Annotated in this window: 20 protein-coding genes; 8 read left to right on the top strand and 12 right to left on the bottom strand. The window is 72.2% G+C overall.

Going from position 1 to position 23,033, the window contains the following annotated elements:
- Positions 1-15 precede the first annotated feature (15 nt).
- Complete coding sequence (locus tag OHA55_RS33760; RefSeq protein ID WP_266713815.1) at positions 16-420, bottom strand: roadblock/LC7 domain-containing protein; 405 nt, start codon at positions 418-420, stop codon at positions 16-18.
- 137 nt (positions 421-557) lie between these two features.
- Between OHA55_RS33760 and OHA55_RS33755 the strand changes: the two genes are divergently transcribed.
- Complete coding sequence (locus OHA55_RS33755; RefSeq protein WP_266713813.1) at positions 558-986, top strand: PPOX class F420-dependent oxidoreductase; 429 nt, start codon at positions 558-560, stop codon at positions 984-986.
- Between the two features lie 48 nt (positions 987-1,034).
- Here OHA55_RS33755 and OHA55_RS33750 read toward each other — a convergent pair whose 3' ends face one another.
- Positions 1,035-1,709: an ATP/GTP-binding protein gene (locus tag OHA55_RS33750; protein ID WP_266713811.1), complete on the bottom strand. Its 675-nt coding sequence runs from the start codon at positions 1,707-1,709 to the stop codon at positions 1,035-1,037.
- 280 nt (positions 1,710-1,989) lie between these two features.
- A complete protein-coding gene (locus OHA55_RS33745; RefSeq protein ID WP_266713809.1) occupies positions 1,990-4,119 on the bottom strand; it encodes an MMPL family transporter in 2,130 nt (709 codons plus the stop codon).
- Positions 4,120-4,375: 256 nt separating this feature from the next.
- Between OHA55_RS33745 and OHA55_RS33740 the strand changes: the two genes are divergently transcribed.
- Positions 4,376-4,879 carry a MarR family winged helix-turn-helix transcriptional regulator gene (locus tag OHA55_RS33740; RefSeq protein WP_266713807.1) on the top strand — a complete coding sequence of 168 codons (504 nt, stop codon included), beginning with the start codon at positions 4,376-4,378 and terminating at the stop codon, positions 4,877-4,879.
- Positions 4,880-4,973: 94 nt separating this feature from the next.
- On the opposite strand, the gene OHA55_RS33735 is transcribed toward OHA55_RS33740, so the two are convergent.
- The 4 genes from OHA55_RS33735 to OHA55_RS33720 all read right to left on the bottom strand — a co-directional run bounded on the left by OHA55_RS33735 (position 4,974) and on the right by OHA55_RS33720 (position 9,446).
- Entirely contained in the window at positions 4,974-5,375 is a 402-nt protein-coding gene (locus tag OHA55_RS33735) for a DUF742 domain-containing protein (protein WP_266714015.1), read from the bottom strand.
- Positions 5,376-5,479: 104 nt separating this feature from the next.
- Entirely contained in the window at positions 5,480-5,914 is a 435-nt protein-coding gene (locus tag OHA55_RS33730; protein WP_266713805.1) for a roadblock/LC7 domain-containing protein, read from the bottom strand.
- Positions 5,911-8,568, bottom strand: a complete 2,658-nt coding sequence (locus OHA55_RS33725) for a nitrate- and nitrite sensing domain-containing protein (RefSeq protein WP_266713803.1) — start codon at positions 8,566-8,568, stop codon at positions 5,911-5,913. The genes OHA55_RS33730 and OHA55_RS33725 overlap by 4 nt, the downstream gene beginning before the upstream one ends.
- A gap of 56 nt (positions 8,569-8,624) precedes the next feature.
- Positions 8,625-9,446: an MHYT domain-containing protein gene (locus OHA55_RS33720; RefSeq protein WP_266713801.1), complete on the bottom strand. Its 822-nt coding sequence runs from the start codon at positions 9,444-9,446 to the stop codon at positions 8,625-8,627.
- A gap of 278 nt (positions 9,447-9,724) precedes the next feature.
- Between OHA55_RS33720 and OHA55_RS33715 the strand changes: the two genes are divergently transcribed.
- Entirely contained in the window at positions 9,725-10,324 is a 600-nt protein-coding gene (locus OHA55_RS33715; protein WP_266713799.1) for a class I SAM-dependent methyltransferase, read from the top strand.
- 141 nt (positions 10,325-10,465) lie between these two features.
- On the opposite strand, the gene OHA55_RS33710 is transcribed toward OHA55_RS33715, so the two are convergent.
- Positions 10,466-11,371, bottom strand: coding sequence for an oxygenase MpaB family protein (locus OHA55_RS33710; RefSeq protein WP_266713797.1), 906 nt, complete (start codon positions 11,369-11,371; stop codon positions 10,466-10,468).
- A gap of 202 nt (positions 11,372-11,573) precedes the next feature.
- Between OHA55_RS33710 and OHA55_RS33705 the strand changes: the two genes are divergently transcribed.
- Positions 11,574-12,422: a hypothetical protein gene (locus OHA55_RS33705; RefSeq protein ID WP_266713795.1), complete on the top strand. Its 849-nt coding sequence runs from the start codon at positions 11,574-11,576 to the stop codon at positions 12,420-12,422.
- Between the two features lie 120 nt (positions 12,423-12,542).
- Here the strand turns inward: OHA55_RS33705 and OHA55_RS33700 are convergent, their stop codons facing one another.
- From OHA55_RS33700 to OHA55_RS33690, 3 genes are all read right to left on the bottom strand, one after another.
- Positions 12,543-13,085 (bottom strand): MOSC domain-containing protein, encoded by a 543-nt coding sequence (locus OHA55_RS33700; protein WP_266713793.1) that lies wholly within the window; start codon positions 13,083-13,085, stop codon positions 12,543-12,545.
- Positions 13,082-13,264 carry a hypothetical protein gene (locus tag OHA55_RS33695; protein ID WP_266713791.1) on the bottom strand — a complete coding sequence of 61 codons (183 nt, stop codon included), beginning with the start codon at positions 13,262-13,264 and terminating at the stop codon, positions 13,082-13,084. The genes OHA55_RS33700 and OHA55_RS33695 overlap by 4 nt, the downstream gene beginning before the upstream one ends.
- A 114-nt stretch (positions 13,265-13,378) precedes the next feature.
- Entirely contained in the window at positions 13,379-14,524 is a 1,146-nt protein-coding gene (locus tag OHA55_RS33690) for an acyl-CoA desaturase (protein ID WP_266713789.1), read from the bottom strand.
- A gap of 335 nt (positions 14,525-14,859) precedes the next feature.
- On the opposite strand from OHA55_RS33690, the gene OHA55_RS33685 reads away from it, so the two are divergent.
- From OHA55_RS33685 to OHA55_RS33675, 3 genes are all read left to right on the top strand, one after another.
- On the top strand, positions 14,860-17,757 hold the full coding sequence (locus OHA55_RS33685) for a DEAD/DEAH box helicase (RefSeq protein WP_266713787.1): 2,898 nt from the start codon (positions 14,860-14,862) through the stop codon (positions 17,755-17,757).
- A gap of 77 nt (positions 17,758-17,834) precedes the next feature.
- A complete protein-coding gene (locus tag OHA55_RS33680; RefSeq protein WP_266714013.1) occupies positions 17,835-19,097 on the top strand; it encodes an SWF or SNF family helicase in 1,263 nt (420 codons plus the stop codon).
- A 117-nt stretch (positions 19,098-19,214) separates the two neighbouring features.
- Positions 19,215-19,796: an N-acetylmuramoyl-L-alanine amidase gene (locus OHA55_RS33675; protein WP_266713785.1), complete on the top strand. Its 582-nt coding sequence runs from the start codon at positions 19,215-19,217 to the stop codon at positions 19,794-19,796.
- A 37-nt stretch (positions 19,797-19,833) separates the two neighbouring features.
- On the opposite strand, the gene proP is transcribed toward OHA55_RS33675, so the two are convergent.
- Positions 19,834-21,327 (bottom strand): glycine betaine/L-proline transporter ProP, encoded by a 1,494-nt coding sequence (gene proP, locus OHA55_RS33670; protein ID WP_266714011.1) that lies wholly within the window; start codon positions 21,325-21,327, stop codon positions 19,834-19,836.
- A gap of 837 nt (positions 21,328-22,164) precedes the next feature.
- Here proP and OHA55_RS33665 point away from each other — a divergent pair.
- Positions 22,165-23,010, top strand: a complete 846-nt coding sequence (locus OHA55_RS33665; RefSeq protein ID WP_266714009.1) for a sterol desaturase family protein — start codon at positions 22,165-22,167, stop codon at positions 23,008-23,010.
- The last annotated feature ends 23 nt before the right edge of the window (positions 23,011-23,033 follow it).

The following is a 23,033-nucleotide window of genomic DNA, read 5'->3' as shown; positions in this document are numbered from 1 at the left end:
ACCTGCCGCGACCGTTCAGAAGGGGTAGGTGTCCTCCTGCCGGACGGCCACCCCGAGGTGTTCGCCGACCCGGTTGACCAGCAGAGTCATCTCGTACGCCACGTGACCGACATCGGCTTCCGCGGCGGTGAGCACGCACAGGCAGCTCCCGTCCCCGGCTGCGGTGACGAACAGCAGTGCCTCGTCGAACTCGACCATCGTCTGGCGTGCTCTGCCCGCTTTGAAGTGTCTTCCCGAGCCGCGTGCCAGGCTGTGCAGCCCGGAGGATACGGCCGCCAGGTGCTCCGCGTCCTCCCGGACGAGCCCCGCGCTGGCTCCTGTCACCAGTCCGTCGTTCGAGAGCACCAAGGCGTGCTGTATGTGCTCAACCCTGCTGGTGAGATCGTCGAGAAGCCAGTCAAGTCCCCGGTCCAACGCCATGCGTACCCTCCCCGTCACCACTGCCCCGTACCCCTCTTCGCGTAAGCCTCGCGCACACCTCCCATGCGGGCAAGCGGCCCTCCGATTCCGGGGCGTCGCTTCGCGCCACTCGCGCGCCGACGGCGCAGGATGGGCCCATGGCACACCACATGACAGAGGAAGAGTGGCGGACGTTCCTCTCCGCGGGGACCCGCACCGGCAAGCTGTCCACCGTGCGGGCCGACGGGAGCCCCCACATCGCGCCCGTCTGGTTCCTGCTGGACGGGCAGGATCTGGTCTTCAACACCGGCAGGGACACGGTGAAGGGACGCAACCTCGCGCGGGACGGGCGGGTGGCGTTGTGTGTGGACGACGACAGGCCGCCGTTCTCGTTCGCCGTCGTCCAGGGGCGGGCCGCGCTCAGCGAGGACCCCGACGAACTGCTGACCTGGGCGACCCGGATCGCGGCCCGGTACATGGGTGCGGACGCGGCGGCGGAGTACGGCCGCCGCAACGCGGTACCGGGCGAACTGCTGGTGCGGGTACGGATCGAGAAGGTGGTCTCGATGGCCGACATCGCCGACTGAGGGTCGGCGCGGCCCCGGGCGGCTCGGGGTCCCGTGCCCGCGAACGGGCTACTGGCCCACGGAGTCGAGCAGCCGGGCGGTGTGCATCCGCCCGGCGTACTCGACCATCCTGATCAGAACCTCCTTGCCGGAGGCCCGGTCGCGCGCGTCGCAGAGGACGACCGGCGTGCCGGGGTCCAGATCGAGGGCGAGCGACACGTCCTTCTCCTCGTAGGAACGGGATCCCGAGAAGCAGTTGACGGCGACGACGAACGGGATGCGCCGGTGTTCGAAGTAGTCGACCGCGGGAAAGCAGTCCTCCAGCCGCCGGGTGTCGGCGAGGACGACGGCCCCGAGAGCTCCTTGCGACAGTTCGTCCCACAGGAACCAGAAGCGGTCCTGTCCCGGCGTCCCGAACAGGTAGAGGGAGAGCCCGGAGCGGATGGTGATCCTGCCGAAGTCCATCGCGACCGTGGTCGTGGTCTTGCGCTCCACGCCTTCGGTGTCGTCGACGGTCTGCCCGGCCTCGCTGAGCAACTCCTCGGTGCGCAGCGGGCGGATCTCGCTGACGGCACCGACCAGGGTGGTCTTGCCGACACCGAATCCTCCGGCGACCAGGATCTTCAGGGCGAGGGCGGTGTTCTCACCGTCCAGGCCACCCGGATCCCCCGGTACGGCGTCCCCGTCCGCGCCTCTCCCGTCACTGTCTCCACGGACTGCACCGCCTGCGTGCTCGGAGGACATCGATCACTTCTCTCACCCATGAGTTCCCGGGGGCGCCCACGCGGATCGGGCGCACCCCTTCGGACTCGGTCGAGTAATTCCCGGTACGTGCCGGTCAGGTCCAGAGCAGCATGACAAGCCGGTCGGCCCGCCGCGGGAGGCGATCGCAATTTGATCGTTGCGGCCGGAAGGTGGTCACAGGATGCGCGTATGGCGACATCAATCGAGCGGGTGGGTCCGGGCGCGACGATCTCTTCCGGCCACACTGGTCCGTACCAACCTCGCCGGCCCGGCACCCGTCTCAGGAGCGCGCGTCCTCGCGCTCCGCCTCCGCGTCCTTGTCCCGCCCCACGGCCGCCATGCGCTTGTCGGGCCACCAGGACACCGGGCCGATGTCGAGCACCAGCGCGGGCACCAGCAGCGACCGGACCACCAGGGTGTCGAGCAGAACGCCGAACGCGACGATGAACGCGATCTGCACCAGGAAGGCCAGGGGGATGACCAGGAGCGCGGCGAAGGTCGCGGCCAGCACCACGCCCGCCGAGGTGATCACCCCACCGGTCGTGATCAGGCCACGCAGCATCCCCTGACGGGTGCCGTGCAGCAGCGCTTCCTCCCGTACCCGGGACATCAGGAAGATGTTGTAGTCCACGCCGAGGGCGACGAGGAAGACGAACCCGTACAGCGGTACCGAGGCGTCCGTGCCGCTGAAGCCGAACACGTGCTGGAAGACGAGCGCGGAGACGCCCAGTGTGGCGAGGTAGTTGAGCCCGACGGTGGCGACCAGCAGGACGGGCAGCAGGACCGAGCGGAGCAGTGCGATCAGGATGACCAGGATGATCGCGAGCACCACGGGCACGATGAGCGCGCGGTCCTCGGAAGCCTGGGTCTGCGTGTCGAGCCGCTGCGCGGAGTACCCGCCGACGGCGGCCTGTGCGCCGGGGACGGCGTGGACCGCCTCGCGCAGCCTCTTCACCGTGGCGTTGGCGGCGTCGCTGTCGGCCTCCGCCTTGAGTGTGGCGTCGATCCGCACCCGTCCGTCGACGACCATCGGGGGGCCGTCTCCGGGGCGTCCGGACGCGGTGACCGGGGCGACGGCCGCGATCCCCTCGGTTTTCCCGGCGGCGGCGACGACCTCGTCGGTACGGTCGGCGGCGGCGATGATCACGGCGGGGTTCCCGGACCCGCCGGGGAAGTGCTCGCTGAGCGTGGCCTGCGCGGAGACGGACGGCGCGTCGTTGACGAAGGTCTCGTCCAGCGGTACGCCCTGCGACTTCAGGGTGGGCGCGAAGACCGCGCACACCACCAGGAGCAGCAGGGTGCCGGCCCAGACCTTGCGAGGGGCGCGGTCCACGAAGGAGGCGACGCGCCGCCAGATGCCGTGTCCGCCGGTGGCGGCGTCCGCGGGGCGGGGCTTGGCCGGCCAGTAGGCGGCCCGGCCGGTGAGCACCAGGACCGCGGGAAGGAAGGTCAGGGTGGAGAGCACGGCGCAGACGATCCCGATGGCACCCACGGGGCCGAGCGCCCGGTTGTTCGTCAGATCGCTGAGCAGCAGCGCGAGCAGCCCGAGGGCGACGGTCGCCGCGCTCGCCGTGATGGCGCCCGCCGAGCGCCGCAGTGCGGCGAGCGCGGCCGAGGCGCGGTCGGCGCCCCGGGTGAGTTCCTCCCGGAACCGGGCGGTGAGCAGCAGCGCGTAGTCGGTGGAAGCGCCGATGACGAGGATCGAGAGGATGCCCTGCACCTGGCCGTCGACGCGTACGGCACCGTGGTCGGCGAGCACGTAGACGATCGCGCAGGCGAGTCCGAGGGCGAAGACGGCGCTGAGGATGATCAGGAAGGGCAGCAGCAGGCTGCGGTAGACCAGCAGCAGGATGACGAGGACGGCGACGAGGGCCACTCCGAGGAGCAGACCGTCGATGCCGCCGAAGGCGTCCTTGAGATCGGCCTGGGCCGCCGCGGGCCCCGCGATGCCCACCGTGGTGCCGGACACGGACCGGGCGGCGTCGCGCACCCGGTCGAGCGTTCCGGGCAGGGCGTCACCGAGGCCGGAATCGAGCTGGACGACGCCTTCGAGCGCCCGGCCGTCCTTCGAGGGGAGCGCCGGGGTGGGGGTTCCCTCGACTCCGGGCGTACCCCGGAGCGAGGCGAGCGCGCGGGTGGCGGCGTCGGCCGCACCGCCCGGGAGTGCGCCGTCCTCGCCGGTCCAGACGACGATGGCAGGCACGGTGCCGGACTTCTGGAAGGCCTTCTGTTCCTCGGAGACCTCGGTCGACTCGGCGCTGCGCGGCAGGAACGCGGCCTGGTCGTTGGTGGAGACCTCTCCGAGCTTCCCTGCGTAGGGGCCGAAGACTCCCCCGATGCCGAGCCAGACGAGGACGAGTACTGCGGGCACCAGCCAGCGGAGTGTGCGGTGCCGTGAGGCGGACGTCATTGCTTCCCCAGGAGTCGACGCGTTCGTAACGACGGGACGTGCTTGCGAGGTGGCAGCGGTTGCTGCGAGGTGACGGTGCTGCGGAGTGATTCTGCGGAGAGGGACGGTGGTGCCGGGCGGGGGTGGTGCGACACGACGGTGCCGCGAGGCGGGACACGTTCCCCGGATCGCGGTACGTATGGCGGTCCGACACGCGGTGGAGCATGTCTCTCAATGATCAACTATCTCAATCATCGAGAGATATTACCCTGGACACATGCGCAGCACTGAAGGCGGCCCTGACAGAGGCACCGACGACGACGCGGCCGGGCTCCAGAGTTTCGCCGTGCTGCTGCGGCGGATGAACAGCGAGTTCAACCGCATCGCACATGAATTCGCCCATGAGCAGGACCTCCACCCGACGGACGTGCAGGCGCTCATCGCGATCCTCGACGCGGACCACGGTGAACCCGGCACCGCCATGACGCCGGGGCGGCTGCGGGAGCAGCTCAATCTGACCTCGGGCGCGGTGACGGCCTGTCTGGACCGGCTGGAACGGACCGGTCACATCCGGCGGGTCAGGGACAGTGGCGACCGGAGGGTGGTGCACCTCCACTACGCGCCGGCGGCGATGGCGGTGGCCCGCGACTACTTCAGGCCGCTCGCCGAGAGCACCCGCGCCGCGCGGGGCCAGTTCGACGCGGCGGAGTTGCGTACGGTCTCCCGGTTCCTCGAAGCGATGAACGACGAACTCGCCCAGATCCGCCGGGCACGGAAATGACCATCGGGGAGTCGTCCGACTCCCCGATGGTCCGGCCAAGCGGCGGGCTGTACGGTCCCAGTCTCCGGCCGGTACTCGGCATGCCCGGGACGCCTCAGAGCGCCCGCAGTCCGTCGATGACCTCGCGGAGAATGCGTGCGTCGGGCAGCTGTGCGGGCGGGACGGGCCGGCTCACCGTCACGTGGCCACCCTCCAGCAGGTCGCCCAGGAGCACTCGTACCACGCCCACCGGGAGGTCGGCGTCGGCGGCGAGCTCCGCGACCGACTGGGTCTCCTCCTGGCACAGGGCGAGCAGTGCCCGGTGTTCCGGACCGAGCATCGTCTCGGCGTCGCGGTCGGACGCTTCGGCGACGTCGACCAGGGCGATGAGGTCGAACCGCGCCCCGCTCGGACCCGGTTCCGTACGTCCCCCGGTGACGGCGTACGGGCGCACCAGGGGTCCCGCGTCCGCGTCGTACCACTGGCTACCGCGCAGAGCGTCCGCGCCGGTACCCATCTCCCTGTCCCGGTAGGGGTCGTGGGACCAGAGGTCCCGGCCGCCGTAGGCCATTTCGGACTCGTCGGACATTCGCACCGTTTTCCTCCCGTCCTTCCGTCCTCTCAGCCCGCGGCCGTGGGTTGTGCGAGCCGTGCCGGTGAACTCAGGTGCTCACCGACCCGCTTGACCAGGCGTGCCATCTCGTACGCGACCAGGCCGATGTCGGCGACGGCGTCGCTCAGCACCGCCAGGCACGAGCCTTCCCCCGCCGCGACGACGAACAGGAAGCCCTCGTCCATCTCCACCATCGTCTGGCGCACACCGCCTGCCCCGAAGTGACGGCCCGCTCCCTTGGCGAGGCTGTGGAAGCCTGAGGCGACGGCGGCCAGGTGTTCGGCGTCCTCGCGGCTCAGCACGCTGGAGGCGCCGACCGCCAGTCCGTCGCCGGACAGGACGACGGCGTGCCGCACTTCCGCGACCCTCTTCACCAGATCGTCCAGCAGCCAGTCGAGTTCGCCCGAGCGGTGGTTCAATGCCGTCCTCACGTTCGCGATCATCCGGGATCTCCTACGTCGATGGGGTGGGCCGCCGGGCCCGGTGCGGGGGGCGCCGTCGGCGGGGCTACCGCCGCCGTACCACTGCCGCGCCGCCATCCGTCCCGGTAGGCGGTCATGCGGTCCCGGACCTGTTCGGGCGTGCGCTCGGCGGGTCCGCCCCCGCCCCCGGCACGCTGTTCCCGCGGCGGCGGGGCCTGCCCCTGGCGGAGCTGGGGCACCAGGTGCGCCTGCCGGACCCGCCGGGGAAGCTCCTCGTCGTCGCCGGCCGCCTTGCTCCGCTCCGGGGGCTGGGCCGCCGCCTGCTTGAGGGGTGACCGGGGGTGGCCGCGTTCCGCTGCCCGGCCGGCCGCCGGGGTGCGGGGCCTGCGCCGGAGTGCGGTGACCGGGGCGGGAGGCGTGTCCGAGGCGTCTTCGCCCGTCTCCGCGGGGTCGGGGTCGGGGGCCTGGTCGGGGACCGCGACGGGCGGCGGGAAGGCGGCCCGGTGCCCGCCTCCGGTGACGGCCGCCCGTGGCGAGGGCTTCTCGCCCGCGGCTGCCTGCGGAGCGGGGGCGCCCGGATCCGCGTTCTCCGGCGGATCCTCGTGCAGCAGAGCGGTCGGCAGCAGAACGACCGCGGTGGTGCCGCCGTACGGAGAGGTGCGGAGCCCGACCTTGATCCGGTGGCGGGAGGAGAGCCGGCTGACGACGAACAGTCCGAGCCGGTCGCTGTCGAACAGATCGAGCGCCTCGGACTGTTCGATGCGCTTGTTGGCCTGCGCGAGGAGCTCCGCCCCCATGCCGAGGCCACGGTCCTCGATCTCGATCGCGTAGCCGTTGCCCACGGGTTCGCCAGTGATCCGCACCTTGGTGTGCGGCGGCGAGAACTGGGCCGCGTTCTCGACGAGTTCGGCGAGCAGGTGGGTGAGGTCGGCGACCGCGACCCCCGTCACGGAGACGTCGGCGAGCCGGCGTACCTCCACCCGGGCGTAGTCCTCGATCTCCGAGACCGCCGCCCGGACCACCTGGGTGAGCGGCACGGGCCTGCGCCAGGCCCGTCCGGGGGCGGCGCCGGACAGGATGATCAGGCTTTCCGCGTGCCGGCGCATACGGGTGGTCAGGTGGTCGAGGCGGAAGAGGTCGGCCAGTTCGTTGGGGTCGTCGGCGCGGCGTTCCATGCCGTCCAGGAGGTTGAGCTGACGGTGGACCAGGACCTGGCTGCGGCGGGCGAGGTTGACGAAGACCCCGGCGATGCCGCTCGCGAGTTCGGCGCGCTCCACCGCGGCGCTGAGCGCCGCGCGGTGCACGATGTCGAGTGCCTCGCCGACCTGGCCGATCTCGTCCTGCGAGGGCCTGCGGGGCGGGGATTCGGCCTTGACGTCGATCTCCTCCCCCGCCCGCAGGCGTTCCATCGCTCGCGGCAGTTCGCGGCGCGCGATGGCCAGGGCGCTGTCGCGCAGGCTCACCAGCTCCGTGACGAGGCCGCTGCCGATGCGTACGGAGATGACGAGCGCGGCGACCACGGCGATGAACCCGAACAGGACCGCGGCCCCGTCGGAGCTCGTCAGCCCGCTCGCCAGCGGATCGGAACGGCCCGCCAGGCGGTCCGCCGCCGCGGCCTCGACGGCGCGCAGCCGGGTGAGGACGGGGCCGCCCGCCAGGGCCCAGGCGTCGGCCGGGACCGCTTGGGCGGCCGGGGCACCGGGCCGTGCGGCGAGTACCGCGTCCTCGGCGCTCTCCACGGCGCGGTACGCGCTGTCCGCGGCGAGGTCCTGCCAGGCGTCGCGTTCCGCGGCGGGCAGATCGGCGGCGGCCGTCTCGGTGAAGGCCCGCCGCGCCTCGACGGCTCCGGTGAAGCGGAGCAGCGCCCGCCCTTCGAGCGTGCCGGTCCGCGCGGCCGCGGCGAGGAGGACGTCCTCGCGTGCCAGCATCTCGTCCGCCCTGCCGAGTTCGAGCAGGACTCGTGCCTCGGGACCGATTTCGGCGTTCTGGATCCCGGTGAGGGCTCCGAGCACTCCGAAGGCGGCGCCGATGGCGTCGGTGTACGCGAGATAGGCGCTGTCCCGGTCGGTGTCGCTGTCCGGTTCGGGGCCCGGGGAGGCGAGGAGCCGGCCGCGCAGGGGGCCGAGTCCGTCGGCGCGGGCGAGGAAGACGTCCATGCGGGTGGCGAGCCCCGCGGGCAGGCCGCCGGTGTCCGCGACGGTGTGCCCCTCGCCCATCCTGAGCCGGTCGAGCGCCGCGCCGGTGCGGGCGGCTCGGGTCTCCAGGGTCGCGGCGGCGCCGTCGCCGGGTGCGGCCGACTGGACGAGGGCGGCCTTCCGCTCGGCCTGGAGCGCGTCGACGGCTTGCCGGACCGGGGTACGCACGGTGGCGTCCACCCGTTCCGCCTGACGGAGCCGGGACACCTCCTGGGCCGTGGTGACGGTCGCGAGCCCCCACAGGGCGAGCAGCGACACGACCGGCACCATCAGCAGGGCGAGCACTTTGGCCCGTACGGTGCGCGGCCTCGGGGACCAGGTGCGCCGGCGGCCGGACGGGTCCTGCGTGCGGCGCGGACGGGAGCCGAGCACGACGCGCTCGTCGGCCGGGGGACCCGCGTGCGCGCGCCGGCCCCGTACCGGGGGTATGGGCCGGTCGTCCTGGGCGCCGGGCGCCTGGGTCGTACGGAGTGGGCGCATGGCCTCCTCGTTCCGGTCGGGAAAGGGGTGGTCGGGGAGCGGGAACGGCGGCCCGGTCAGGGGCGGGCGGCCGGGGACGGTTCGCCGGGCGTGGTGAGCCGGTCGGTGTGGCGGGCGCGTGCGGCCGTGGCGAACGCGTAGGCGTCGTCGTCGGCGTCCCGCGCCGTGGGCGAGAGCGCGACGAACGCCGAGGTGAGGAAGAGGTAGGAGCCGAGCCCGACGGTGAGGGGGAAAATGAACTGCATGGCCGTGGCTCCGGTCAGGGGCGCCGCGGACGGAGCCACCTCGACACCGACCGCCAGCATCCCGGTGTAGTGCATGGAGCTGACGGCGGCCCCCATCACGAGGGAGGCGAGCACCACGGCGCCGGGGGTGTGGATGTTGAGGGCCGCCCAGAGCGCCGCGGTGGCGGCGACGACGGCGATCGCCACGGAGACCGCGACCATCACGGGGTTGTAGTGGACCTCGCCGTGCAGGTGGATGGCGGCCATGCCGAGGTAGTGCATGCTCGCGACGCCGACGCCGGTGGTGAGCCCGCCGGCCAGCAGGGCCCGTTCACGGTTGCGTCCGTGTCCCACGGCGAAGACGCCGATCCCGACGACCACCACGGCGACGATCAGGCTGAACAGGGTCAGGCCCACGTCGTAGCGGATGTCGGTGCCGGTGACCCCGAAGCCGAGCATGGCGACGAAGTGCATCGTCCAGATGCCGGTGCCGAGGGCGGAGGCCGCGGTGAGCAGCCAGTTGCGCCGCGAACGGCCGGTGGTGTGCAGTGCGCGCACGGTGCACCGCAGGCCGAGCGCGGCGCCTGTCGATGCCATCGCGTACGACAGCACGGGTGTCAGCCAGCCGAAGGTGGCGTGGTCCAGGTGTCCCATAAATCGGGGACGCTAGCCCGGCGGGCGGTACGCGTCGGGGGCACACTTCGAAATTCATGGAATATGACGGATCGCCGTTCTGAAGCGATCGCAGAGTGGCTGATTCTGTCGCCCGAAGCCCGCGGACGGACACAGGAGACTGTCGCCATGAACCCGCCAAAAGGGACGCGCCACCCCGGGATCCCCACCTCGTACGGCTCACGGAAGCATTCCCGGCTCACCGCGAACTCACTCCTCCCACCGCCCCGTTCCAGCCATCCGACCGCGATCATGTACACATGGACGACGAACGGACACATGTACGCGACTTCTTCACCGAGCGGGCGGCCGGCTGGGACAGCCGCTTCCCCGGCGACGGCCCCGCCTACGCCTCGGCGGTGGGCCTCCTCGGGCTCCGTCCGGGGGATGCGGTGCTCGACGCGGGCTGCGGTACGGGCCGGGCCCTGCCGTTCCTGCGCGAGGCGGTCGGCCCGTCCGGCACGGTCCTGGGCGCGGATCTGACGCCCGCGATGCTCCGGGAGGCGGTGCTGGCCGGACGCGACCGGTACGCCGCGCTGCTGCTCGCCGACGTCGCGCGCGTCCCCCTGCGGGACGCGGCATTGGACGCCGTGTTCGGCGCCGGACTGGTCTCCCACCTCGCCCACCCGGAGGCCGGTCTGCGCGAACTGGCCCGTACGGTGCGGCCGGGCGGCCGGCTCGCCCTCTTCCACCCGATCGGCAGGGCCGCGCTCGCCGCTCGGCACGGTCGCGCGCTCACCGCGGACGACCTGCGCGCCGAGCCCAACATCCGCCCTCTGCTGGCCCGTTCGGGGTGGCGGCTGGACTCGTACACCGACAAGGACGACCGGTTCCTCGCCCTCGCCCGCCGTGAGCGGTGAGCGTTCCGGCCGACTTCGCGCACCGCCTCGGCCTCCTGGGGCGTGTCCGGCGGATCAGGACCGGATAGGACGCGGCGCAGATCCGCCGGACACGGCCCTACGCTTTCGTGGAGGAACCGTCGGCTGCGCGACACCCTGGAATCACTCGGCGGCGGCTCCGTCCGACGCACGGTGGTGCGGCACCGGGCAGCCCCGGACGCCCGGCACGGGAAAGGTGCCGAGCCCGGAGACCTCGTACCCGTCCGGGTAGCCCTTGATCTCCGGGTTCTCGCGGGCGTGGTGCGGCCGGGAACGCGGCGGGAGCAACCTGACCGTCCGCGCCCGCAGCCGCAGCGCACCTCTGGTCAGGCCGCGCGCGAGAGGGCCCGGCCGTCGGTAGCGGAAGGCGTCCAGCAGCGCGTCGTCGAGGAGCGCGAGGCTCGCCCCGCGCACCAGCCGCGCCAGCGGCGCGGGGTACCAGGAGGCCATCAGGCCGAGCGTGGCGTCGGAGACCCGCCTGGCCCCCTCGTCCCACCCGAAGTGGGCGTCCTCGTACGCGTCGAGGGTCTCCTCGAACTCCTCGTAGGTGCGGGGCACGTCCTTGATCCCCATGTGCACGCCAAGCGTGCGGTAGTAGGTGGCGTACGCCCGGCGCTCGTGGGCCGACAGCCGGCGCCAGCCGTACGCGTCCAGCCAGCGCTTGGGGATCACGACGAAGGTACAGAGCACGTAGCGCATGTCGTCGTTGCCGATGTCGTAGGCGCGGTGCATGGCGTTGATCCGGCGGAGCGCGGTGCGCCCCTCGTCGGAGCCGAACCCGTGCTCGACGACGGTGTCGAGCAGGAGCACCGTGTCGTCGTAGCGCTTCTGTGAACGGTCCGTCAGTTCGGCCGTCGCCGCGAGCAGTCGGCCGATGCTGGGCACGGCGTAGGTACGGTACAGGGCGAGTTCGAGCGCGCGGGTCACGTCCCAGGGGAATTCGAGGGTGACGGAGAGGCGGTAGATCCGGAGGAAGTCCCTCTCGGGGTCGAGGCTTCGAATTTCCTTGAGCCGGTCGTACCGCTTCATGCCCGCTTCCCTCCGCCGGTCCGGAACCCCCACTCTACGGCGGGCGCCGCGGCGCGGTCCGGAACAGGAAGAGGCGGTCCGGGTCCCGGAACCCGCGATCGTGCGCCGTGCGAGGACTCGACGCCGGGGTTACCGGGTGGTTAGGGTGCGCCGACGACGCCGAAGAGGGCGACGGACGAGCATCGGGACAAAGGAGGGCACCGTGGCCGGGACGGACGACCTGATCGCCACCGACGACGACGCGCTGTACGTGCTGACCGCGCTCCTGCTGACCCCGGCGAACTTTCCCACCGTGCTCGGCGACGACTATCCGGCCGCGTGCGAGGCACTCGCCCTCGAACCGTACGAGGAGGGCTACGGCCTGGTGCTCGGCCAGGACGGCGCGGGCGCCCGCTGGACCGTGGTGACCGAGGACGTCACCCTCGTCGCGGGAACCATCGCGGCCTGGGACTGCGGTATCCCGCAGGAACTCTCTCCCGACGACCGCACGGTCGTCTGCGCGCTCCCGGGCTGGCCCCTCGCCCTCGCGGTCGCCGCGCCAGGTGTGCCCGCGCCCCACGACCCGGAGCCCGAGCCCGCCGGGGACGAGCCGGGCGGGGCGCTGCTTCTGACGCCCCCCTCCGAGAGTGAATGGGGCCCCGAACAGCGGCGGATGGGGGCGGACGAGGTCGCCGCCCACTGGGCGTCCTGGCGCGAGCAGGTCGACGCGGCCGACCCCGGGCCCGGAGCGTCCGCGACCCTGGAACCGGGGAATCCGGAAGAGCAGGAGCCGGAATCGAAGGGAAGTGCCGGCGTACGCAGGGTGCTGGAAGAGGCGCGCGACTATCTGGACTCGCCCCCGCCGCCGGGGCGCGTCAGGTCGTCCTTCGCCTCGGCCGACGCCCGGACGCTGCGGGTCGACGGGCCCGGCTGGTCGCTGGTCGCCCGCACCGACGACATGGCCTTCGTCCTGCTGGACGAGGAACCGGGCGAGGTGATGCAGGTACGGCAGGGCCCGCAGCTGCTCGAGCTCCTCAGCGCCCTCGACGCGCTCGCCACCCGGCCCGCCTGAGGCTCTCGCTCGGGGCCCGCGCGAGAGGTACCGCTCGAAAGGACCCCACGAGACACGCCCGCGGGACGGGCCTCTCCGGACGGGTCTCTCCGGACGGGCCTCCCGCGAGGGCCGCGGAGGTCAGACCCGGTCGAGGGCCTTGTGGGGACCTACGGGGAGTTCGGCACGGACGGTGTCTCCGGCTCGCACGGGTCCTCCTTCCACCACCACTCCCATGATCCCGGCCCGGCGGACCACGCGTCCCGCGTCGTCGCGCCCGACGACGCGCTTGAGCAGGCCGCTCCGGAAGGCGTCGATCTGCAGGCACGGGTTACGCAGACCGGTGACCTCGACGACCGCCTGGTCGCCCAGGTGCAGCAGAGTCCCTTCCGGCAGTGCGAGCAGGTCCAGGCCGCGTGTGGTGACGTTCTCCCCGAGGTCGCCGGGGGCAAGGTCGAAGCCCTCGGCGCGCAGCTCGTCGAAGAGTTCCTGCTGGATCAGGTGGACCTGGCGGAGGTTGGGCTGGGTGGGATCCTGGGCGACCCTGCTGCGGTGCTTGACCGTGACCCCCGCGTGTACGTCACCTTCGACACCGTGTCCGGCCCGGAGCGTGATGCTCTGCCGGACCGGCTTGGTGAAGGTGTACTCACCACTGCTGCTCACAGCCGCGACTATGCCGTTCAACGTCCCACTTCCCTGCGTCCGAGTCGCCGGACCCTGCGTCGCTGCGACGGATCGAGCAGCAAGTATCCCGCGGTGGGCACCCCGATCAGCACCAGTAGCGCCCACCAGAACCCGATGAACGGGATCAGGACGGCTGCCACGACAACTCCCCCGAGGGCAATCTTCGCGCCGTTCGACATGATCGTGCCTCCTCCGCGGCACGGAGCCGCTTCTCCCATGACAACGCAGGCCCGGCGCGAACGGTTCCCTCACCGGCCGCGATCTCGTCCGATGCCGCTCCCTGGACCCCGGGATCAGCGCAGCGGCTCGCCCACCTCGTGCATGTGCGCCAGGCCCTGGCGGTAGGACTCCACGAGCCCCGTCTCCGTGTAGGGCATCGCGATCCCACGGCAGTACTCCTTGACCAGCGGCTGGGCCCGGCGCAGGTGCGGGCGGGGCATGCTCGGGAAGAGGTGGTGTTCTATCTGGTAGTTCAGTCCGCCCAGGAACCAGTCGGTGAGGACGGCGCCGCGCACGTTGCGGGAGGTGAGGACCTGGCGCTGCAGATGGCCCCAGCGGTCGCCGTCCGGGTCGGGCATCTCCATGCCCTTGTGATTCGGGGCGAAGGCCATCCCGAGGTGCAGTCCGAAGAGCGCGTGCAGCACCAGCGCGAACACGACCGCTTTGCCGGCCGGCAGGGCGGTGAGGAGAACCGTCGCCCAGAGCGCGAGGTGAGCCACCATCAGCAGCCCTGACAGCACGCCCTCACGGCCGGGCTGGCGGCGCAGGAACCGGAAGCCGGAGATCTTCAGCGCGATGCCCTCCAGCAGCAGCATGGGGAAGAAGAGACGGGCCTGATGCCGGGTGAGCCAGCGGGCGAAACCTTCCCGCTGGGCCGCCTGCCGCTGGGTCCAGACCAGAGCGCCCACGCCGACGTCGGGGTCCTTGTCGACATGGTTGGGGTTGGCGTGGTGGCGGACGTGCTTGTCGTTCCACCACGCCTCGTTCATGCCGAGGAGCAGGTTTCCGTGGACGAGGCCGATGATCCGGCTCGCCCGGCGGCTCCCGGTGATCTGGGCGTGCCCGGCGTCGTGTCCGACGAAGGCGGTACGGGTCCACAGGACGGCCAGCGGAGCCGCGAGCAGCAGCGTCCACCAGGTGTCGCCGAGGAGCTCGATGCCGGTGACGACCGCGGCGAGCGCGAGCGCGTTCACGGCGATGGTGGCGGCGTACCAGCCGGTGCGGCGGTCCAGCAGCCCCTGTTCCTTGACGGTCTTCAGGAGCGGCGCGAAATCGCTGCCACCAGGAGTCGCGGTGGGCGCCCGCTGGGCGTGGACGGCCTCGTGGAGGGCCTCCGGCGCGGCGGTCCTGGCGGCGCCCGCGTCCGGGTACGGCGGCGCGGCGGCGGTCGCGGCCCGCGCTCCGGACGCGTCGGTTGCGGTGGTGGTCGCCTGGGGCATGGCATCTCCAGCTCTCTGGACGGGTGCGCCTACCCGATGAAACGTAATGAGGGGACGCCTGCGCCGGCCATGACGCCACCATCCCGATGAGCAGGGGGTATTCCCCCTGCCGCCATGGTGGGGTTGCCCCCCGTGGAGGCCCGTCCGGGGCGTCGCGCGCCCGCGCGGGCCGGTCCGGCGGGAGGCCGTGGGGCAAGGCGCGTTGGTGTACCCTCGGCGCCCCGACGGCCCGGCGCGCCGCGCGCGCTCCCCCGGGCCGCGGTCGCCCCGGTCACGCGCCCCTGCTCCACCCCGTCACCCCGTCACCCCGTCACCCATGAGGTATCGACATCGCCGTGCACAGGCTTCCTACGGCCACGCGTCCCCCGATCTCCGAACACGCCCGCCTCGAAGCCGTCTTCCTGCCCGGCGACCCCGCGCGCAACGGCTCGGTCGCCTTCTGGGACCCGGAAGGCGGCCCGCTGCCCGCCACTTCCTCCGGCGTCGCCACCACGCTCACCGTCGCCCTGGGCGCGGACCGGACCCTCGCGGTGCGGGCCCTGTGTCTTCCCGTGCGGGAGGCGCTGCCCCTGCTGACCCGGGGCCGCGCCGCCGAGGGCGCCTCGGAGTCGGTGGCGTTCTGGGGTGCGGCAGGACTGCTCGCTCTGCAACTGGTGGCTCGCGGGCTGCTCCTGCCGGGACTGAGCGCCACCGCTCAGGACGCCTGGCGGGCCGGTCCCCTCACGGCGGAGGACCTCGCGCGGGTGCGGGCCCTGGCGGCCGCGATGCCGCCGGCCGCCCACGCGGTACCGCTCGCCGGGGAGGACGGGGCTCCGCCCGAACTGCCCGAACCGGAAAAGCTGTTGCGGGACTTCCTGGACGCGGTGGCCGACACGCTGCCGCGCACTCCGGCGGCGCCCTCGCTGGCCGGTGGGCCGGCTTTCGCCGCGGACGCACCGCGGCGGATGCCGGAACTGCGGGGGTGGGCCGCCGAGGTCGCCGCCGGTCACGACGCCGGGGTGCGGCTCTCGCTGCGGGTCGACGTCGCGGGCCTGGACGACGGGTCGGTCACGGGGGCGGAGGCCGGGCCGACCTTCCGGCTGGTCCTCCAGGTGCACGGCGTCAGCGACCCGGGCCTCGTCGCGGACGCCGCCGCGCTGTGGGCCTCCGACGGGGCGGCGGCCCGGGCTTTCGGCCCGCGCGCGCGTACGGACGCGCTCCTGGGGCTGCGCCGCGCGGTCCGCGCCTGGGCTCCCCTCGCTCCGCTGCTCTCGGCGGCCGTGCCGGACGCGGTGGACGTGGACGACGAGGAGATCGCCGGACTGCTGGGCCCCGCCGCCCGCGCGCTCGCCGCGGCGGGGGTGCAGGTGCACTGGCCCGCACGGCTGTCCGGGCGGCTGACGGCCCGGGCGGTGATCGGCTCTCCCGAGGACGACCGGGGCGCGGAGCGGGACTCCGGCCCGTATCCCGGACCGGCGGCCGGGGGCGGTCTGCCGTCCCTCCTCGGCGCCGGCACCCCGCTGATGTTCGAGTGGCGGTTCGCCCTGGGCGACCAGGGTCTCACCCGGGAGGAGTTGGACCGGCTCGCGGAGGCGAAGCGTCCGGTCGTACGTCTGCGGGACCGGTGGGTCCTGGTCGACCCCGAGGAGGTGCGGCGGGTCCGCACCGCCGGGCGCCGCGTCACGCCCGTCGACGCGCTGACCGCCGCACTCACCGGCTCCACCGAGGCCGACGGGCGGCTCGTCCCCGTCTCGGTGACGGGTCGGCTCGCGCGACTGCGGGACAGGCTGTCCGAGGCGGGGTCGGGCGACGGCGCGTCCCGCCCCCAGCCCCGGGCGCTCTCCGCGACCCTGCGCGACTACCAGCTGCGCGGCCTGAACTGGCTGGACACCATGACCTCGCTGGGCCTCGGAGCCTGTCTCGCCGACGACATGGGACTGGGCAAGACCATCACGCTCATCGCCCTCCACCTGCGGCGGCAGGAGGACGCAGCCACCACCGGACCCACGCTGGTGGTCTGCCCGACCTCCCTGATGGGCAACTGGCAGCGGGAGATCGAGAGGTTCGCGCCGGGCACGGCGGTACGCAGGTTCCACGGACCGTCCCGTTCCCCCCAGGACCTGGCCGGGGACGGGTTCGTCCTCACCACGTACGGCACCATGCGGCTGGACGCGGCCCGGCTCGCGGACACCGCCTGGGGCTTGGTGGTCGCCGACGAGGCGCAGCACGTGAAGAACCCGCGTGCTGCCACGGCCAAGGCGCTGCGCACCATCGGGGCGGGTGCCAGGGTGGCGCTCACCGGCACTCCGGTGGAGAACGACCTGACGGAGCTGTGGGCGATTCTCGACTGGGCCACTCCGGGGCTGCTCGGCAGACTCGGCACCTTCCGCCGCCTGTACGCGACCGCCGTCGAGGGCGGACGGGACCCGGCGGCGGCGGAGCGGCTCGGGGCGCTGGTCCGCCCCTTCCTGCTGCGCCGCCGCAAGTCCGACCCGGGCATCGCGCCGGAGCTGCCGCCGAAGACGGAGACCGACCACGCGGTCTCGCTGACGGCGGAACAGGCAGGTCTGTACGAGGCGGTCGTGCGGGAGACCCTCGCGGAAATCGCGCGGGCCGACGGCTTCGAGCGGCGGGGCCTGGTCGTGCGGCTGCTCACCTCGCTGAAGCAGATCTGCAATCACCCCGCGCAGTATCTGAAGGAGGACGGCCCGAGGATCGCGGACCGTTCGGGCAAGGTGGAGCTGCTGGACGAACTGCTCGACACCATCCTGGCCGAGGATGCAAGCGTGCTGGTGTTCACCCAGTACGTGGCGATGGCACGGCTGCTGGAACGGCACCTCGCCGGGCGGGGCGTGGCGACCCAGTTCCTGCACGGCGGCACGCCCGTGGCGCGCCGGGAGGAGATGGTCCACCGGTTCCAGCGGGGCGGTGCGCCGGTGTTCCTGCTGTCCCTGAAAGCGGCGGGCACGGGCCTCAACCTCACCCGGGCGGGTCATGTGGTGCACTTCGACCGCTGGTGGAACCCGGCGGTGGAGGCGCAGGCCACCGACCGCGCCCACCGGATCGGTCAGACGCGGCCCGTCCAGGTGCACCGGATCATCGCGGAAGGGACGGTGGAGGACCGTATCGCGGGTCTGCTGGCCCGGAAGCAGGATCTGGCGGACGCGGTGCTGGGGTCGGGCGAGACGGCCCTCACCGAGCTGACGGACGCGGAACTCACGGATCTGGTCACACTGCGAGGAGGCTCACGGTGAGCGGTACGGACGAGTACGGGTACGAGGCCGAGCTCGGGGCCGGGGACAGCGACGGTGACGGTGACGCGTACGACACCGTGGAGCCTCGGCTCCACGGGAGGCCGGAGCGCACCTTCGCCGCGCTGCCGCCCGCTCCGGGCAGGGCGTTCGCGGTGTCCTGGTGGGGCAAGGCGTGGCTGAAGGCGCTGGAGGACACCGCGCTCGACAACGCCCAGCTCAAGGCGGGCCGCCGGCTCGCCAGGGAGGGGCGGGTCGGCGCCGTGTCGGTGCGCCCCGGCCGGATCACCGCGGTGGTGCGCGACCTGGACGCCGCGTACCGCAGCGACGTGCTGGTCCAGAGTCTGGGTGACGGGGCGTGGGAACGGTTCCTCGACATGGCCGTGGAGCGGTCCGGTCACGTCGCGGCGCTGCTCGACCGGGAGATGCCCCCGCACCTGGTGGAGGACGCCTCGTCGGCCGGGGTCGATCTGCTGCCGGGAATCGGTGACCTGGAGCCGGAGTGCTCCTGCGAGGCGTGGGACCACTGCGCGCACTCGGCGGCGCTCTGCTACCAGTTCGCGCGGCTGCTCGACCAGGACCCGTTCGTCCTGCTGCTCCTGCGGGGCCGCGACGAACGCCGGCTCCTGGAGGAGCTCCGCATACGCGGTACGCAGCGCGCGGAGGCTCCCGCCCCATCGGCGCGGCGGGGTGTTCCCGCCGCCGGGGTGTTCGCGGGGGCCGGGAGTCTTCCGGCACTGCCCGCTCCCCCGCGCGTCCCACCGGAGCCGGGTACCCCGCCCTCGCTCGACACCGGTACGGGCCCCGCCCCCGGGGTGGATCCGGCGGCACTGGAGGTGCTGGCCGCAGACGCCGCCGGACGGGCCCACCGGATGCTGCTGGAGGCGCTGGTCCCGGGTCACGAGCGGCAGCCGCTTCCCGTACCGCTGACGCCGGAGCAGGACGCCGTGCGGCTGGCCGCTGGGAGCGCGTCCGCGCCCTGGGCCTTGGTCCGGCTCTCGACGGCGACCGGCCGGCGGCGGGCGCGGCTGGACGCCGCCGTGCTCGCCTGGCGTCTCGGCGAGGCCGCGGCGCTCGCGGTGCTGGAGGAGGAGTGGGAGCCCGATGCCTCGGTCCTCGTCCGGGCCGGGGACGAACTCGCCGGGGCGTGGGGCGAGGACGGGGCGCCGGCCCTCAGGCGTACCGGTAACCGCTGGACCGCCACGGAGCTCGGCGTCCAGCTGCGCCTGGGGAGGGACGGCCGGTGGTGGGCGTACCGCAAGGACAGGGGCCGTTGGGTGCCGGCCGGTCCGGCCGGCGGCGACCCCGCGGGCGCCCTGGCGGGAGCCGGGGCCGAGGACTGACGGCTCGGGCCCCTCCCACGCGGGGAACCGAACGGCCGTTCACGTCGTCGTTCGTGGCGGAGGCCGCCGTCGGAGACCTCTCCCACCTCCTCGCGCAGGCGTCCCCTGGAGAGCACCGTGCACCGCAGAAGGATCCTCCAGGCGGCGGCCGGCACGGCGGCGGGTCTCCTCCTGCCCGCGTCGGTGCGCGGGGTGGACGCGCCTTCGGCGGGGACGGACAGCACGCTGGCACGCTGGGCCCCCGCCTCGTCCGCCAACTACACCGTCCCCGCGGGCCCCTCGCCCCGGCGCGTGGACCGGGTGGTCGTCCACATCACGCAGCAGACCTTCACCCAGACGCTCGGCATTTTCCGGGACCCCGCGAAGAAGGTGTCGGTCCATTACGTCGTACGGTCCGGCGACGGCTACACCGCCCAGTGCGTACCGGAGCGGGACATCGCCTGGCACGCGGGCAACTGGGACTTCAACGTTCGTTCCGTCGGCATCGAGCACGAAGGCTGGGTGGACCGTCCGGAGTACTTCACCGCGTCGATGTACGAACGGTCGGCGCTGCTCACCGCGGACATCTGTGACCGGCACGGCATACCCAGGGACCGTGAGCACATCGTCGGCCACTACGAGGTACCGGGCACGGACCACACCGATCCCGGGCCGCTGTGGGACTGGGACCGCTATATCCGGCTCGTCCTTCTCGCTTGAGAAGCCGGCGCCGGCCGCCCGCCGGCCCGTGTCCGGGTCAGCCCCGCCGCCGCCCGTGGCGCAGCCGGAACCAGACGTCGCGCGCCTGCCGGCCCGCGGTGGTGCGGCTGGCCGAGACCAGCCGGTGTGCTTGCTGGCGCGTCTCGACCATGGGCCCGGAGCCGCGCAGTGGCCTGCCGGCCGTCTCATGAAGAAAGAGGGTGGACACGAGCCCGATGACGCCCGCCACCATCAGGTAGTAGGCGGGCACCATGTCGTTGCCGGTGGCCTCCACGAGCCCTGCGGCGAACAGCGGGGTGGTTCCGCCGAAGAGCGAGACGGAGATGTTGAACGCGATCGAGAGCGCGCCGTACCGGATGCGGGTGGGAAAGAGCGCCGGAAGGGTGGAAGCCGATGTTCCGGCGAAGCAGACGAGCAGCAGGCCGAGGATCACGCAGCCGAAGGCGGGGAGCAGGATTCCGCCCTGCCGGATCAGCAGGAACGCCGGGATGGAGAGTGCCACCAGCGCCACGCTCCCGGCCATGAAGACCGGCCTGCGGCCCCACCGGTCGGAGCTTCGGCCCACCGTGGTGATGGTCAGGACGACCAGCAGCATCGTGCCGAGGACGAGCAGCTGAGAGGTGGTCTCGTCCTCGCCGAGGGTCTCGGACATGTAGGTCGGGAGATAGGACGTGACCATGTAGTTGGTGACGTTGTAGAGGAGCACCAGGCCCATGCAGATCAGCACGGCCTCCCAGTGCTCGGTGAAGATCTCCTTGAACCGGCCCTTGCCCGACTGCCTGGCCTGCTCCACCGGGTCGCCCTCGGCCAGGGCCTCGGCCTGTTCCTCCTCCTGCCGCTGGAAGACGGGTGTCTCCTCCAGCTTCATGCGCATGTAGAGACCGATCAGGCCCAGTGGCCCGGCGACGTAGAAGGGGATGCGCCAGCCCCAGTCGGTCAGCCCGTCGGTGCCCAGGACCGCGGTGAGCACGGTGACCAGGCCGGAGCCGAGGGAGTAGCCGACGAAGGTGCCGAAGTCCAGCCAACTGCCGAGGAAGCCGCGCCGTTTGTCCGGGGCGTATTCGGCGATGTACGTGGTCGCTCCGGCGTACTCCCCGCCCGTGGAGAAGCCCTGTACGAGCCGGCACACCAGGAGCAGCAGGGGCGCCGCGAAACCGACCGCGGCATAGGTGGGGAGGAAACCGACGGCGAAGGTGGAGGCCGCCATCATGATCATGGTGATCGCGAGGACTTTCTGTCGTCCCACCCGGTCCCCGAGCGGGCCGAAGACGAGTCCGCCGAGAGGACGTACCAGGAAAGCGGCGGCGAAGGTGGCGAAGGTCGACACCACCTGGGCTCCGGGTGAGCTGGACGGGAAGAACACCTTGCCCAGCGTTCCGGCCAGATAGGCGTAGACGCCGAAGTCGAACCACTCCATGGTGTTGCCGAGTGCGGCGGCCGTGACCGCCCGGCGCACCTTCGGCGGATCGGTGACGGTGATGTCCTCGGCCCGGAACGACTTCTTGCGGCGCCGTACCACCGTGCGCATCATGCGGTCCACCGCCTGGGTGTCCCGCCCCGGCCGCGGCGCTCCCGGCCGTTTCCTGGATCCGGCCATGTGTCCGCCCCTTTCCGAGGGCTCTCGGCGTCTCACCTTCGGCGGCCCGCCACCTGGACGGGGGGACTGAAGATCATCGGTGCCTCAGAGTCTGGTGCACGCGGGGGTCGAGGGCCTCCCGGGGCGGCTCGCACGAGTGACGCGGCTCCCGAGGCGCGGGCCGGCCTCCGCTGCGGCGACCCGCATCCGGAACGGCCCGCCGGGTGCTTGGGCCTCCCCCGGCTCCCTCCCCGGCTCCCCGACCGACCGCATTCCATAAGAATGATGTTCCGAATACCCCAAAAGAACGCCAACATGACTAAGTCACTCACATCGGCGACAGAAGTACGGACGCTATTCCGTACGGGCACGAACCCCTGTTGAATAATCCCGAGGCCGACTACGGCACTCCGGGGGACAAGCTCAAAACATCGTCGGTCGAGGATTGAATCCGCAGGCAGCGGAAATGAATCAACCGATCTCGCACAGGGCGAAAATGAGGCGGCCACGTATCGGTCACCCGCTCCGCAGGAATCATTTCCCGCCGCCCACGTCGCCGACTCCGCACGGGCGCCACCACAGAGGACAGCGCACCTTCCCGTACGCCCCCTGAGACTTCCGCATGCATTCGACGGCCCCACCTCACCTGCAATGGCGCAGGATCCGAGGCTGGTTCCGTATTCCTACGGAGGACTTCAGGTGCACGGAAACGAACACCCCATCGATGACACCGCCCGTTCCGCGGCGACCCCGCCGTCCCGCCCTTCCCTTCTCCCACCGGGGCGGCGCGTCATCGGCTCGCTCGCCTATCCGGTGCTGCTGACGGCCACCTTTCTGGTGGCCACGGCAGCTCTGCTGCTCGACTGGAATCCCGAACGAGTGAGTCCGCTTTTCCTCGTCGGCACCCTGATGTATCTCACCGTCCTCGAAAGGCTGATTCCACACCGGCGCGACTGGCATCCCGACGGAGCGGAATGGCGTTGGTACGGCATCTATTTCCTGCTGACCATGGCAGGGAGCGCGCTGGCTCAATTCTCCGTCACGACGGCGGTGGGAAGGATCTCACCGGCCGATCCGGTGCTCCCCCTGGGGGCCGAAATCCCGGCCGCGCTGCTGAGCGGTTCGCTCGCCAGCTATCTGGTCCACCGTCTGGGGCACACCAACCCGGCCCTGTGGCGACTGCACGGGGTCCACCACGTCCCGCAGAAGGTCAATGTCGCCAACAACGGCGTCAACCACGTCCTCGACATCGTCCTCGCCCAGGGCTTCGTGCAGCTCACCCTGGCACTGGCCGGGTTCTCCCAGGAGTCGGTGCTCGCCACCGGGCTCTTCGTCGCCGCACAGGGCTACTTCGTCCACGCCAACATCGACGTGCGCATCGGCCGGCTCAACCACGTCCTGGCGAGCCCGGAACAACACCGCCTGCACCACAGCACGGACCTGTCCGAAGCGGGTCACTACGGCTCCGACCTGTCCTGCTGGGACCACCTCTTCGGCAGCTTCACCTGGCGGCCCGGCCGTGAGCCGGCCGCGGTCGGTCTCAGCGATCCCGCCTCGTTCCCCGGGACCGGCGAGATCCTCGGCAGTCTCTTCCGCCCCTGGCGCCGCTCGGAGCGGGCCGGGGACGGCATCGCCTGAAAGGGCCCTCGGGCCCCGCACCG

This window comes from Streptomyces sp. NBC_00102 (genome assembly GCF_026343115.1).
Taxonomy (GTDB): domain Bacteria; phylum Actinomycetota; class Actinomycetes; order Streptomycetales; family Streptomycetaceae; genus Streptomyces.
The sequence above is the reverse complement of the archived record's forward strand: the minus strand, read 5'-3'. Positions and strand labels throughout refer to the sequence as shown.